The sequence below is a fragment of the Desulfuromonas acetexigens genome, assembly GCF_900111775.1.
Taxonomy (GTDB): Bacteria; Desulfobacterota; Desulfuromonadia; order Desulfuromonadales; family Trichloromonadaceae; genus Trichloromonas; species Trichloromonas acetexigens.
This window is the reverse complement of sequence record NZ_FOJJ01000039.1, coordinates 94,235-108,230: the sequence shown is the minus strand read 5'-3', so window position 1 is coordinate 108,230 and position 13,996 is coordinate 94,235. Positions and strand designations below refer to the sequence as shown.

10 protein-coding genes are annotated in these 13,996 nt (G+C 63.0%); 6 read left to right on the top strand and 4 right to left on the bottom strand.

Features of this window, described 5'->3' with window-relative positions:
• Positions 1 to 35: 35 nt before the first annotated feature.
• From BQ4888_RS15205 to BQ4888_RS15190, 4 genes are read left to right on the top strand one after another with little or no spacing between them, the layout of a single operon-like run.
• Positions 36 to 1,334, top strand: coding sequence for a TolC family protein (locus tag BQ4888_RS15205; protein ID WP_092058175.1), 1,299 nt, complete (start codon positions 36 to 38; stop codon positions 1,332 to 1,334).
• The gene (locus BQ4888_RS15200; protein WP_092058173.1) at positions 1,331 to 2,752 is read left to right on the top strand and encodes an efflux RND transporter periplasmic adaptor subunit; all 1,422 of its coding nucleotides are present in this window, start codon (positions 1,331 to 1,333) and stop codon (positions 2,750 to 2,752) included. The genes BQ4888_RS15205 and BQ4888_RS15200 overlap by 4 nt, the downstream gene beginning before the upstream one ends.
• A gap of 12 nt (positions 2,753 to 2,764) precedes the next feature.
• The gene (locus BQ4888_RS15195) at positions 2,765 to 5,878 is read left to right on the top strand and encodes an efflux RND transporter permease subunit (RefSeq protein WP_092058171.1); all 3,114 of its coding nucleotides are present in this window, start codon (positions 2,765 to 2,767) and stop codon (positions 5,876 to 5,878) included.
• Complete coding sequence (locus BQ4888_RS15190; RefSeq protein WP_092058169.1) at positions 5,875 to 6,312, top strand: hypothetical protein; 438 nt, start codon at positions 5,875 to 5,877, stop codon at positions 6,310 to 6,312. The genes BQ4888_RS15195 and BQ4888_RS15190 overlap by 4 nt, the downstream gene beginning before the upstream one ends.
• Positions 6,313 to 6,408: 96 nt before the next feature.
• On the opposite strand, the gene BQ4888_RS15185 is transcribed toward BQ4888_RS15190, so the two are convergent.
• On the bottom strand, positions 6,409 to 8,418 hold the full coding sequence (locus BQ4888_RS15185) for a diguanylate cyclase domain-containing protein (RefSeq protein ID WP_092058167.1): 2,010 nt from the start codon (positions 8,416 to 8,418) through the stop codon (positions 6,409 to 6,411).
• A gap of 341 nt (positions 8,419 to 8,759) precedes the next feature.
• Between BQ4888_RS15185 and BQ4888_RS15180 the strand changes: the two genes are divergently transcribed.
• The gene (locus BQ4888_RS15180; protein WP_092058165.1) at positions 8,760 to 9,680 is read left to right on the top strand and encodes a pirin family protein; all 921 of its coding nucleotides are present in this window, start codon (positions 8,760 to 8,762) and stop codon (positions 9,678 to 9,680) included.
• 399 nt (positions 9,681 to 10,079) lie between these two features.
• On the opposite strand, the gene BQ4888_RS15175 is transcribed toward BQ4888_RS15180, so the two are convergent.
• Entirely contained in the window at positions 10,080 to 11,636 is a 1,557-nt protein-coding gene (locus BQ4888_RS15175) for an alkaline phosphatase (RefSeq protein WP_170232902.1), read from the bottom strand.
• A gap of 300 nt (positions 11,637 to 11,936) precedes the next feature.
• Here BQ4888_RS15175 and BQ4888_RS15170 point away from each other — a divergent pair, with 300 nt between their 5' ends.
• Positions 11,937 to 13,127 carry a hybrid sensor histidine kinase/response regulator gene (locus tag BQ4888_RS15170; RefSeq protein WP_092058161.1) on the top strand — a complete coding sequence of 397 codons (1,191 nt, stop codon included), beginning with the start codon at positions 11,937 to 11,939 and terminating at the stop codon, positions 13,125 to 13,127.
• Between the two features lie 195 nt (positions 13,128 to 13,322).
• Here BQ4888_RS15170 and BQ4888_RS15165 read toward each other — a convergent pair whose 3' ends face one another.
• Both BQ4888_RS15165 and BQ4888_RS17625 read right to left on the bottom strand, forming a co-directional pair.
• Complete coding sequence (locus tag BQ4888_RS15165) at positions 13,323 to 13,544, bottom strand: three-helix bundle dimerization domain-containing protein (protein WP_092058158.1); 222 nt, start codon at positions 13,542 to 13,544, stop codon at positions 13,323 to 13,325.
• 53 nt (positions 13,545 to 13,597) lie between these two features.
• On the bottom strand, positions 13,598 to 13,750 hold the full coding sequence (locus tag BQ4888_RS17625; RefSeq protein WP_170232901.1) for a hypothetical protein: 153 nt from the start codon (positions 13,748 to 13,750) through the stop codon (positions 13,598 to 13,600).
• Between the last annotated feature and the right edge of the window lie 246 nt (positions 13,751 to 13,996).

Sequence of the window (13,996 nt, the reverse complement as noted above, 5' to 3'; positions counted from 1 at the left end):
AGTCGTCGTCATTTCCTGCCACCGGAGTTGTATTCATGTCACGCACCCTGCGCACCTGCCTCGGGGCGATTCTCGCCTTCGCCCTGTACAGTCCGGCCTTGGCCGAAGATTTTTCCGCCGCGACCGCCGGCGCCCCTCTGACCCTTGACCGCGCCCTGGCCCTGGCCCTGGCCGAGGCCCGCCATCCCGAACTGAGCGCCGCGCAAGAGGAGATCCTCGCCCGCGAAGCGGAGCTGGGGCAAGCGGCCCTGCGCCCCAATCCAACCCTCGATCTGGAACTGGAGAACTTCGCCGGCAGCGGCGAATTTTCCGGCGCCGACGGGATCGAAACGACCCTGCTGCTGACCCAACCGATCGAACTGGGGGGTAAGCGCGAACGCCGTCGACAAAGCGCCGAAATCGCCCTGGAACGAAGTCGAGCCGAGCAAGAGATCGCCCGATCGGATCTGACGGCGCGCACCGCCGACCGTTTTCTCGCGGTCCTGGCCGCGCAAAAACGGCTGCTTTTGACCCAAAGCCAGGTCGATCTCGCCCGCCGCTCCCTGGCTGCCGTGGAAGACCGGGTCGCGGCCGGACAGGCGCCGGCCACGGAAATCCACCGAGCGCGCCTGGCGGTCATCGAACTGGAACTGGAAATCAGCCGGGAAGAAGGGGAACTGGCTGCCGCGCGGCTGGAACTCGCCGGGCTGCTGGGAGTGGATGCAGACGCCTGCGTCGTTGCCGGCGAACTTTCCCCCCTGCCCGCTCCACCCCTCCTGGAGGATCTAGCAGCCGAGTTGACCGAGAGTCCCGGGCAGCGGCAGAAACAGCTGCTGATCGAGGAGCGGCGGCGGGAACTGGCCCTGGAGCAAGCCCTGGGCACACCCGATCTCGACCTCAGTCTCGGCGGGCGCTATTTCAATGAGGACAACGACGGCGCCCTGATCGCCGGTTTCTCCCTGCCCCTGCCCCTCTTCGACCGCAACCAGGGGAAGATCGCCGCCGCCGGACACCGCCGCAATCAGGCCCAGGCCGAAGCGGAAAGCAGCTTGCAAGCCGCGCGGGCCGCACTGGCCCGAGCCTGGCAACAGCTCGAGAACGCCCGAAAGCGCGCGGCGATTCTCGACGACCAGCTCTTGCCGACCGCCGAAGCCGCCTTCGCCGCCGCCGAATACGGCTATCGGGCAGGCAAATTCCCCCTCTTCGACGTCCTCGACGCCCAACGGACCCTCATCGACCTGCGCCAGCGCCGTCTCGCCGCCCTGATCGACGACCGACAGGCACGCATCGAAATCGAACGGCTGCTCGGCCGTCCCCTCGCCGCCGCGACCGCCAAGGAGAACGATCCGTCATGATTACCCATAAATTCAGCCGCTTCATCCTGCCGTTCCTGATCCTCGGCCTCCTCTTTTTGGGTTTCGCCTTCTATCCCGCCGACGGCGGCGCCAAAGCGGAAACCACGGCCGCAAGCCATGATCGTCACGAGGAGGAACAGGGCACGGAAGATGCCTGTGCCGGCCACGACCACGGACCCAGGACCGCGGGCTTCAAAGCCCTTGCCGCCGAGCATGGCGAAAAAGAAGAGGCCGACGAACATACCGAGGCCGATGACCATGCCGGACACGACCATGCCAAAAGCTCCGAAGTTCCGGAAGGCGACTGCCCGGAACACGGTATTCCTGAAGCCGAGGACGCCCTTTGTCAGCCGCAACTGCTGGAGGGCCTGCGCCCGGGGCAGGGGCTGAAGGTGCGCCTGGCGACCGCCGATGCCGCCGAACGCATCGGCCTCCGCAGCGAACGACCGACGGCGATCAACGAAGCCGGCGCCCCCCTGCACGGCCGGGTACTCTTCAACCGCGACCGTCTCGCCCGCCTCTCGGCGCCCCTGGCCGGGGTGGTGAAGAGCGTCTCCGGCGAACTGGGGCAACAGGTCAAGGCCGGGCAATCCCTGGCGGAAATCGCCGCCCCGGAAATCGCCGGACTGCGCGCCGCCTTACAGACCGCCGAAAGCCGCGCGGCGCTGGCCGACAGCACCGTCGAGCGGGAAGCGGACCTCTTCGCCCGGGGGATCAGCTCCCGCCAGGAATTGCAACAGGCCGAGGCGGAGCGGGAGCAGGCGCGCAGCGCCGTCGCCCAGGCCCGCCGGCAGCTGGCCGATTACGGCCTCGGCAGCGGCGGCGCGACCCTGCCGGTGCGCGCCCCCTTCGCCGGCACGGTGGTGGAGCGCGGCGCCGTCGTCGGCGAAACGGTCGCCCCCGGCACACCCCTCTTCACCGTCGCCGATCTGCGCAGCCTGTGGCTGGAACTTTCCGCCCCGGAACAGCTGCTGCTCGATCTGACTCCCGGCAAGACCCTCGCCGTCAGCTTCTCCGGCCTGCCCGGGCGGAGCTTTCCCGCACAGATCTTCTGGGTCGATCCGGCCCTCGACGAAAAAACCCGCATGCTCAAGGCCCTGGCGGAAATCGACAACGCCGACGGCCTGCTGAAAAGCGGCCTCTTCGGCGACGCCCGTTTCACCGACGGTGCTGCCGACACCGCCCTGACCGTACCGGCCGACGCCCTGCAGGTCATCGACGGCGCGAGCTACCTCTTTGTCGCCTTGGAACCGGATCTTTTTGAGCTGCGCCGGGTCGAAGCCGGACGGGCCGAAAACGGCCGGGTCGCCATCGCTTCGGGACTTGCCGCCCATGAGAAGGTAGTGAGCGGCCAGGGCTTTGCCCTCAAGTCGGAGCTGCTCAAGTCGCGGCTTGGCGCTTCTTGTGCGGACCATTAGGAGATATTTTCGATGCTTGAACGTCTGATCGACCTATCCCTGAACAACCGCCTGCTCACGGTGCTGCTCTTCGCCGTGGCCCTGGCGACGGGGGGCTGGGCGCTCTCCCGGCTACCCATCGACGCCTTTCCCGACACCACCCCGGTGCAGGTGCAGATCAACACCATCGCCCCCAACCTCGGCCCCGAGGAGATCGAAAAACAGCTGACCTTGCCGGTGGAACTGGCCGTCTCCGGCCTGCCGGGGCTGGAGAGCGTGCGCTCCATCTCCAAATTCGGCCTCTCCCAGGTGGTGGCGACCTTTTCCGACGCCATGCCGATCTACGATTCGCGCCAGCTGATCATGGAGCGGCTGGCGAGCGTCGAACTCCCCGAGGGGATCGCCCGGCCGGAGTTGGGACCGATCTCCACCGGCCTCGGCGAGGTCTTCCACTACGTGCTGCGTTCCGATGACCCCAACCGCACCCTCGACGAGCTGCGGGTACTGCACGACTGGGTGGTCAAGCCCGAGCTGCGCAAGGCCGCCGGGGTCGCCGAGGTCAACTCCTGGGGAGGGCTGGAGCGGCAGTACCACGTCATCGTCGCCCCCGAGTCCCTGATCAAGTACGGCCTGACCTTTGACGACATCTTCACCGCCCTGCGGGAAAACAACGCCAACGTCGGCGGCGGTCAGGTCACCTTCGGCGGTCAGACCCTGCTCGTCCACGGCCTCGGCCGGGTCTCGACCCCGGGAGAAATCGGCAATATCGTCATCGCCGCCTACCAGGGGACGCCGGTACGCATTGGCGATGTCGCCGAGGTGCGCATCGGCCACGAACTGCGGCGCGGCGCCGTCTCCGCCCAGGGCCAGGGCGAGGTGGTGATGGGCCTCGGCTTCATGCTCATGGGGGAAAACAGCCGAGTGGTGACCACCGCCCTCAAGGAGCGTCTGGAGGCGGTGCGCCCAGCGCTGCCGGCGGACGTCATCCTCGAGCCGGTCTACGATCGCACCGAATTGATCGAACAGGTCATCGATACGGTCAAACACAACCTCATCGCCGGGGCGCTGCTGGTCATCGCCGTCCTCTTCCTGCTTCTCGGCAACCTGCGGGCCGGGCTGATCGTCGCCGCCGCCATCCCCATGGCGGTCCTCTTCGCCGTCCTCGGCATGCACGAAATGGCGATCGCCGCCAGCCTCCTCTCCCTCGGGGCGATCGACTTCGGCATCCTCGTCGACGGTTCGGTGGTCATGACCGAGGCCAACCTGCGCCGCCTCACCCAACGCCACCTGGAACTGGGGCGACCCCTGACCGGCGCCGAACGCCTGGCCTCCATCGCCGCGTCGAGCAAGGAGGTGGTGCGCCCCATCGTCTTCGGCATGGGCATCATCATCCTTGTCTTCATCCCCGTCCTCACCCTGCAGGGGGTCGAGGGGAAGATGTTCAAGCCGATGGCCTGGACCTTCATCTTCGCCATGGTCGGCGCCCTGCTGGTGGCGATCTTCCTCAACCCGATCCTCTCCTGGCGCTTTCTGCCGAAAACCGCCAAGACCCAGGAGTCGCCCCTCAATCGCGCCCTGAAAAACCTCTACCTGCGTCTGTTGCAGCCGGCGCTGCGCCACCGCCTGATGTTGCTCGCCCTGGTGGCGGTGCTGCTGGCCGGCACCGTCGGCCTCAGCTTCCGACTTGGCGGCGAATTTCTGCCGCGCATGAGCGAGGGTTCGCTGGTGGCGAGCGTGGTGCGTCTGGCCGGGGTCTCCATCGACGAGTCGGTGGCCTACAACAGCCGCCTGGAAAAACTGCTGCTGGAGCGCTTTCCCGACGAGATCAAGTACGTCTGGAGCCGCATCGGCAGCGCCGAGGTCGCCACCGACCCGATGGGGACGGAACTCACCGACATCTTCATGGCCCTCCATCCCCGCGACCAGTGGCGGCAAGCGAAAAGCCAGATGGAACTTTCCGCCCTGGTGGAAGAATCCATGCACGGTCTCCCCGGTATCCGCACGGTGCTGACCCAGCCCATCGAACTGCGGGTCAACGAAATGCTCTCGGGGATTCGCGCCGATGTCGGCATCAAGATCTACGGCGAGGATTTCGCTAAGCTGGTGGAGTTGGGGGATCGGGTCGAACACCTGCTGCTGGCGATTCCCGGGGCGGCCGACGTCTCGACGGAGCAGATCACCGGCCAACCGACCCTGCGCATTCAGGTCGATCAGGAACGGCTGGCGCGTTTCGGCGTTCCGGCCAGGGACGTGCTTGATGTGGTGGCGGCGGTCGGCTCCCCCAAAGTCGGGGAGATTTTCGAAGGGGAGCGCTCCTTCCCGCTGGTGGTACGCCTCCCCGACGCCCAGCGGACCGACGTGGCGACCCTGCGCGACACCCTCATCCCCACGCGCGACGGCGCCGTGCTCCCCCTGGGGAGCATGGCCGAGATAAGCGTGGGGGAGAGCCCTTCGACCATCAACCGCGAATGGGGCAAACGCCTGATCAAGGTTCAGGCCAACGTCCGCGACCGGGACATCGCCTCTTTCGTCGCCGAGGCGAAAGAGCGCCTCGCCGCCGACCTCCCCTTGCCGGAAGGCTACCTCATCGAATGGGGGGGGCAGTTCGAGAACCTGGAGCGCTCGCAGCAGCGGCTGATGCTGGTGGTGCCGCTGACTTTGGCGCTGATCTTCTTCTTGCTCTACTTCAGCCTCAAGCGCTTGCGCGACGTGCTCATTATCTACACCGGCATCCCCTTTGCCGCCATCGGCGGGGTGGCGGCCCTGTGGCTGCGCGGGATTCCCTTCTCGGTGAGTGCGGCGGTCGGCTTCATCGCCCTGTCGGGGATCGCCGTCCTCAACGGCCAGGTGCTGGTCGCCGCCATCCGTAACGCCCTCGGCGAAGGCCTCGGTCTGGTTGACGCGGTCATCGAAGCCGGGCGCCAGCGCCTCTTGCCGGTCTTGGCCACGGCCATCACCGACGCCGCCGGCTTTCTGCCCATGGCCCTCTCCGTCGGGGTCGGCGCCGAAGTCCAGCGCCCCCTGGCCACGGTCGTCATCGGCGGCGTGCTGACCTCGACCCTGCTCACCCTCTTCGTCCTGCCGGCCCTCTATCTGGCCTTCGGCCAAAAAACGACGGAACCGCAACCCCAGGAGATCGACAAATGAAAAAACTTCGGAAACTCTTCATCCCCCTGCTCGCCTTGACCCTTTCCGCCTGCACCGCCCCAAGCGGCCTTTCGTCGGCAAAGGCGGACGCGGTTCGGGAATATCCAACCCTGGCCCTGCCCGGGGGCTCGGTCTCGATCAGCACGGCCCGGGCCTACGGGCAAGGGGAGGGCTTGATGATCAGCGGCCGACTCAAGCGCCTGCATGAGCTTCCCATGCCGGGACATATGGATCTCGTCATCTGCACTCCCGACGGCACACGGCTGGCCCAGGAACAGATTCGGGTCGCGGGGCTCTCCTCCAAACGCCGGGGCCTGCTCGAACTCCCCTTCCGCACCCACCTGCCCCTGACTCCCCCGGCCGGCGCCGTCATCCACCTGCGCTACCACGCGCCGACCTCCCCCGACGGGGAGCTGGACTGCCCCCATTCCTGAGAGGTTCCAGCGAGTTTTTATGACAAAGGGTCCGGACGAAAACGTCCGGACCCTTTTGTTTTTTTTGATAAAACAACGATGCCACACGCTGAAATTTCAGCCTTCTTCCCCAGCCTCCCCGTTCAAACCCATGGCGGCGTCGTAGAGAGCGAAACGGTTCCGGCCGCTTTTTTTGGCCTGGTACATAGCCATGTCGGCGTAACGGATCAGGGTTTCGCCATCAAAGCCGTCCCGGGGATAAAGGCTGCCGCCGAGGCTGGCCGTCAGCTGGATATCGCGACCATCGATCCACAGGGGCTCGGCCAGGTGGCGCAGGATCTTGTCGGCGATCTTGGCCACCCGTTCCGCATCCGGCAGCTCCGCCAGCAGGATGACGAATTCGTCTCCGCCCAGTCGCGCCACCGTATCCGCTTCGCGCACGGTATTCACCAGCCGCTGCGCCACCGCGCACAGCAGCTTGTCGCCGAAATCGTGGCCGAAACTGTCATTGATCTCTTTGAAGCGGTCGAGGTCGAGCATCAACACCCCCACAAACCTGTCGGAGCGCTGGGCGTAATGAATGGCATTCTCCAGACGATCCTGCAACAGGGTGCGATTGGCCAGGCCGGTCAACTCATCGTGCATCGCCAGATGCCTAAGACGTTCTTCATCGAGCTTACGCTCGCTGACGTCACGGAACATCCCCAGGCGACAGGGGGTTCCGTCCAGATCGAGAATGGTGGCATTGATGTCGGCAAAGAAAATCGACCCATCCTTGCGGCGGCAGGGAACATTTCGGGAATGCAAAAGATTTTTCCCCACGATTTTTTCAAACTCCGAGATCGCCTCCGCCAACGCCATTTGTGGATGAATATCCTCAACCCCCATGCCGAGCAATTCTTCTTCCGTATAGCCAAGCATCGAACAGATCATGGGATTGGCGTATTTGAAGCGCCGGGTCGTCATATCGGCGATCAGCAGACCGTCGGCGCTGCATTCGAACAAAGTTCGATAGCGTTCTTCCGACGACCGCAGGGATTCCCGGCTTTTTTCCAGGCTTTCCGCCATGCGGCCGAAGGACCGTGCGAGCATCCCCAACTCGCCGTCGGCATCGGGCAAGTTGCCGCGCGCCTGAAAGTCCCCCTGGGCGAAATCCTCAGTGACCGCCACCAGCATGCGTACCGGCTCGACAATGGTCTTCTTGCCCAGCCACCAGGAAAAGACCAGCGCGGCCACAATGGAACCGGCCATGAGCAACAGATTGTGGAGGAGAATGCGATCGGCGCCTTCGAGGATGTGGTCTTCGGGAACGCCGGCCCACATGTACATATAGGGCGCCTCGCCGGGAGCGAGTCGGACCGCCTGGTAGGCGACCAGCCTGGTTCGTCCGTCGGAAGCCCGGACCCTGCCAAAGCCCTGTTCGGGATTTTTCTCGGCAAGGGCCCAGGCCTCAGGGGCGATTGGCCGGCCGACCGGGTTGGTTTCATCCCGCGCCGGATAATAGGAAAGCCGGACTCCGCGATGATCGGTAATGGCGATGAAGGAGCCTTCCGGCAGCGGAACCGTTTCGTACAATCGCGCCAGATGCTCCAGCTTCAGCGTCAGGGTCAAAACCGCCCGGGGAACTCCGGCCGGGTCGAGCACCGGATAGGCATAGGGAAACGTGGGAGTTTCGCCGCCGATCCGGGTCAGCAGATATTCCCCGGCGGCGAAATCCTCATGTGACAGGGCTTCGCGGAAATGCTTGCGGTCCGCCAGGGAGGTCGCGGCAAAAGTCCTGCCCGAGGCGAAGACCTCGCCATCGACCGTGGAGGCCGTGAGATTAAAGATCCCCGGCACCCGCGCGGCCACCAAACGAAAAAAATCGCTGCTGGCCTGGGGATCGAGGTTTTGCACGGCGGGGACTTGCGCCAGGGTGGCCAGCGTCTGCCGCACGGCTTCGAGCTGGCCCATATGGGCTTCGCGGATATTCCGCGCCAGCAGCGTGATTTCGCGCTCAGCCGATTCTATCGCCTGTTGCCGCTGATCCAAGCCGCAATAGAGAATGATGGCCAACGCGGGCAAGACCGCCATGAGCACAATCAGCACAAGATGTTTTCGGATCGAAGCCCAAAAGCCGACCTTCATGACTCATCCCTATCAAAAAAAACTTTTACCCGGCTTTAAACGGCTCCGGCAAAAAACGCCGTCATGGGCAACCGCGCTTCGATGTCTTGCGCGCATGTAACCAATCATTAAAAATGCCTATCGTGCACCCAATGATCTTCACCTTGTCGCTTCCCGCAACGAAATCCCCGCTTGAAAAATCCTGTTTTACAACTGAATAGTAGCCTGATGTTCAAAATCGTGTCGAGGAAAAACCAAGACGGTGAGAACTTTCGGCATTTCTTGACAACGACCAGGATCAAAATTCATCTGCTTGAAATTATGATATATTTTTCAAAACCATTTTCGGTAAGGAGCCCTTTATGAGCGACGTATTTAATCACGGTCCCCACCGCGAAACCGGAAATGGCGGCCCTTGCTCGGCCATTCGCGCCATCATCCCCGCCCTGGAAAAAGATCTGGGCGGCGTTGCCGTTCGCCGACTACTGCCCGCCGATACATTAAAATCCCTGGGTCCTTTCGTCTTTTTCGACCACCTTGGTCCGACCTATTTTCCGCCCGGCACCGGAATCGATGTCCGTCCCCACCCGCATATCGGCCTGGCCACCGTCACCTACCTCTTCGAGGGGGAAATTCTCCATCGGGACAACCTCGGCAACGTACAGCCAATTCGGCCCGCGGAAATCAATTGGATGACGGCTGGACGCGGCATTGTCCATTCGGAGCGGACGCCACCCGCCCTGCGTGAGTCGGGGCAGGTTGTCCACGCCCTACAGTTGTGGGTCGCCCTTCCCGAAAAACTTGAGGAAACGAATCCGTCATTTTCCCACTATGACGCCCACCAGCTTCCAACCATCGACGGAGACGGCATCGCCTTGCGTATCTTGCTCGGCGAGGCGTTCGGGGTGAGTTCCCCCGTCAGGACCTGCTCCCCGACCCTTTATTTTGAAGCCCGGATTGAAAAAGGGGCGGTGCTGGCCCTGCCCGACGGGGTGGAAGAGCGGGCGGTTTACGTCGTCTCCGGCCTTATCGAGACAAGAAATACCGCTATCCCCCAGTATTGCATGGCCGCTTTTACTCCGGATCCGGGCATCGAACTGACCGCCGTCGAGGACAGCCGCCTAGTGGTCATCGGCGGAAAACCTTTGGGCAAAAGAACCGTCTGGTGGAACCTGGTCGCCACCCGCAAGGATCTTATCGAAAGAGCCAAAACCGCATGGAAAGCAGGGCTCTTCCCTTCAATTCCCGGGGAAACCGAGTTTACCCCCTTGCCGGAAAGCTAAAACGGAAAAATCGGCATTTCCGAGCCGATTCTCCTGGGGACGGCTGAAGGAAGCCGCATCCTCTTCCCCTCGGCGCAACCGAATCATTCATCCGTGCATTCGCACAGCCGGGTAATGCTTCTGTCCGCCGCCAATTTTACGGGTTGCAACGTGGCGGCCGCCGGCCTCTTTCGCTATCCTTCAACCATCGACGGGCTGTTGTGGCAGGCGGCTCGGCGATACCCATGAAGACTCCCTCTTCATACCTCCCTCTTGTTCCACCCCCCTTGGCCGGTTACGGGACACCTCCCCCGTAACCGGCTTTTTTTTTGCGCTCCCTGCCCCGCGCCCCGAAAAAATTTCGGCCCCTGCTCCGTGAGAAGCGGGGGCCGTTTTGCGTTCAAGGGCGGACGCCGGCGATCAGCGGGCGGCGCGAACCGGGCTGACGAAGGGGGCGCGGGGCATGCCGGGGCGCCACCCGGCGTATTCCCAGGTGAAGGCGAATTCGTGCATCACCTCGTGGATCTGGGTGTTGTCGAGGAGGTTGGTGCCGGGATACCAGGATCCTTCCCGGGTGGTGAAGAGGTCGGCGGCAGCGCCTTTGACGTAGAGGCTGACGAGCTCGTTGGTGTGGCTGCCGGTCGCATAGGTGACGATGGGGGTGACGCCGGGCGCGGGGGCCTGATTCCAGGCGATGATTTCTTCGCTCGCGGGGAGATCGCCCTTGGTCATGGGCAGCTCGGGGTTGAGGCGCATGTAGCTGTTGCCATGGTCACTGGTCACCATCAGCAGGGTGTTGCTCCAGTCAATGTGGTCGCCGGGCTGGTCGACGTAGGCGATGGCGGCTTTGACCGCCTCGTGCAGATCATGCATGGTCCCCATCATCCAGCGATAGTCATTGGCATGGTTGGCCCAGTCGATATCCCCCTGCTCGACCATCAGGAAGAAGCCCTTTTGGTTTTCGGCGAGAACGGTCAGCGCCGCTTCGGTGGCCGTCGCCAGGGTGGGATTTTCTTGGGTCGCCGGCTCCACCGTCGGGAACCCCGGCTGATCGAGCACCACGGGCGGCTCGAAGTTGCCGCCGGCGCCACCGAACAGGCCGAAGAGTTTCTTGCCGCCCCTGGCCGCCTGCTGGGCTCCCGCCAGCAGAGCTTTGCCGCCGTCCACGTCGGGCTGACGATCGACAAAGACGAATTCGTCGCTCTGGCTCAGTTCGTCATAGAGGGCGCGGGGGAGGTAGCCGCCGTCGTAATCGAGATGGCCGCCGCCGATGACCACGTCGGGCTTGACGACCTGGATGATTTCGTCGGCGATGCCGAGCCCGGCGTAGCCGGAACGGCCGGTATAGTAGTTGTTGCGGCTGACGTTGTGGCTGACAAAGGCCGCCGGCGTGGCATGGTTGAAGGGGACGGTGGAGACCACGCCGATAGCGGCGCCCCGTTCTTCCCGCAGCTGCTCGGCGATGGTTTTCAGGGCACCGTCAGCGGGATCCCGGGAAAGCCAGGCGACGTTGCCGTCGTCGGTCTTGAGACCGGTAGCCATGGCGGTGCCGGCCGAGGCGGAATCGGTGGCGTAGCGCGGCCGCAGGAAGTAATCGTCGGAGACCGTTTCATCCAAAGGGTAGCGATCGAAGCCGCCGCGCAGGGCGTCGTAGCCAACGGCGGGGTCTAACTGGTCGTAGTCGAAGGGGGTCTGCCCCTCAAGGGTCGCATAGTTGTTGTAGGTGGTCACGTCCCAGGTGGTGACTGACCCCTGATAGGGGAAGTTGTCCCAAACTAGGGCGAAGTCGTCGCCGGTCAGGTAGCGGCTGTAGGCGATTTCGTGTTCGAGCTGCATGCCGTCGCCGATGAACAGGATGATGTTCTTGGCCTCCGCCGCCTTCTGAGGCGGGACCGCCATCCCCTTGAGACCGTTGTCGCCGAAGCTCAGCCCCGGCAGCAGCGCCACCAGTAGGGCGGCTTGCGCAAACTTCTTCATTTTGCTCTTCCTCTTTGTGATCATTGGCTCTTCTCCTTGCATGGGGAGGGACGATGGTTCCAGCACACGCCGGAACCGGGCTAATTTGTGTCGGGGAAAGATTCCACTTCGAAGGTTTTGGCGACATTGGCGCGCTGTTAGTTTTCGGTCAGACCTTCGCCTTCGCGGCGGCCCGGCGCCAATCGGGTTCACATCCATTCCGCAAGAAAAACTCATCCATTCCTAACAAACGTCCGGCATTCTGAATCACCCGAGCGGACAACCTTCACGCCCGCCAAGTCTTGCCCCCAGGGAGAGTCCATGCAGATCGTCAAAGACCGCGCCATCCCCCGTTCCGCCGAACATGCCCCCGTATCCGCCTCCCCGCAATGCGCCCCCTTGGTTCTGATTGTCGAAGACGAACCGGAACTGGCCGAACTGCTCGACTACAATCTGCGCCGCCACGGCTATCGCACCGAGATCGCCGGCGATGGCCTGAGTGCCTGCCGGCGCATCGGCGCCGCCCGACCCGACCTGATCCTGCTTGATTTGATGCTCCCCGATCTGGACGGCCGCGAGATCTGCGCCATGGTCCGCTCCCACCCCGATCCCGAGACGGCGCCGACCCCGATCATCATGCTCACCGCCCTCGGCACCCTGGAAGACCGGGTGCGAGGCGTCGAGGCGGGGGCCGACATCTATCTGAGCAAACCCTATTCGGTGCGGGAAGTCCTGCTGCAAACGGAAAGGCTGATCGGGCGCCGACGCGCCCAGCGGGAAACGGAAGCGGCCCTGGGACGGCTGGAACGGACGGGCAATCACGAAGAGCAATGGCGACAGATGCTCTTTCACGAACTGCGCAACCAGCTGCTGGTCATTTCCGGCTATTCGAACCGTCTGGCCGACAAGGAACCCGCGCCGGAGCTGGCGCGGGAATATGCCCAGGCGATCCAGCGCGGCGCCGACTATCTAAGCCGTCTCGCCGAAGAGTTCCTGCTCTTGCGCAGAGTCGAATCGGACCAGCAGGACTTGCCCGCGGAGCCGGTCAATCCCCTATGGCTGGTGGAAGACGTGGTCGGGCTCTATCGCCCCCTGGCCGCGCGGGAAGGGCAACAGCTCGCCCTGCGCACCCTCGGCACGCCCACGCCCTTCGCGACCCATCCCGGGGCCTTGCGCCTGATTCTTTCGAGCCTGCTGGAAAATGCCGTGAAATACGGCAAATTGGGCGGAAATATCGAAGTGGAACTGATTTTCGCGGCGGAGGAATTACGAATCACCGTGGTCGACGACGGCCCGGGCATCCACCCGGAAGAGATCGAGCGGATATTCGAAAAGTTCTATCGCGGCACCCAGCAATCGGGGCACAGCGCGGGACACGGCCTCGGGCTCTATTCCGCCCGCACCCTGGCCCGCGCCCTGGGTGGAGAATTACATGCCACCAACCGTCCCGAAGGTGGCGCCGAATTCACCCTGAGCCTGCCCGCGAGCGATCAAGGTTCTCAGCCTCGGTGACAGCCAGCTTCCTTCCCCGCCAGGCATCATCAGGCGAAGCGGGCAGACGTGAGAAAAAGGGACAAGGTCAACAAACAGCCGTCGATTGAACTTCCCGTTGCAATGGCCGCTCGCCCGAGCGGCCGATTTTTTTAGCAGGGGACAAAAATGAGGAACAGGTGGGCTCTGGGAAGGATGAAGCGAAGGGTCAAAATCTCAGGAATTCAGATTCTGCCGGGTCCGCAGGGTTTCCCGCAGTTCCCGGGAAATGAAGATGGAAATGAAGGTGCGGATGGTCGCTCCGGGAGCCAGCTCGGAGTAAATCTTGTCATACAGCTCGGGAAGTTTCTCACGAACTTCTGGAAATTCCTCGCAAAGATTCTCCAGCGCCCGCTGGTGCTGAACTTTTTCCGCGGGATCTTGAACATGAACGTCCATCAATCCGATCTCCTCGTCATTCCGGCACCCAACTACCGGGAAAATCATATTTTTTATTTTTCAGCGGTAATCCCATGAGCCGCCGGCGCGCCCTCTCCTCCGGCGTTCGTCAGCCAATGGATCGAACCGACGGCGATCACCCAAGCCAAAAGAACCATGAAAAGGATAAAGCGCAAATGACGAATCAGCATCTCCAGGGTCGACATGAACCACCTCCCGTTTCTCGCGCGGACGAGTTGTTAGCGGTTTGTCGATTGTCGGATGCTTGTGTCGGAATCGTATCTGACTTTCGTTAGGATCATGTTAAATCTTCGTTTTTGTACGGGGGCAACTCTTTTTCACCCTAAAGCAGGATCTTGGATGGATACTGAAATTTTTGCGGAACTCCAAAAAACTGCTAGCATTAAAATTAATCCTAAGCATTTTCCACTCATATCGACAACATTGACGAA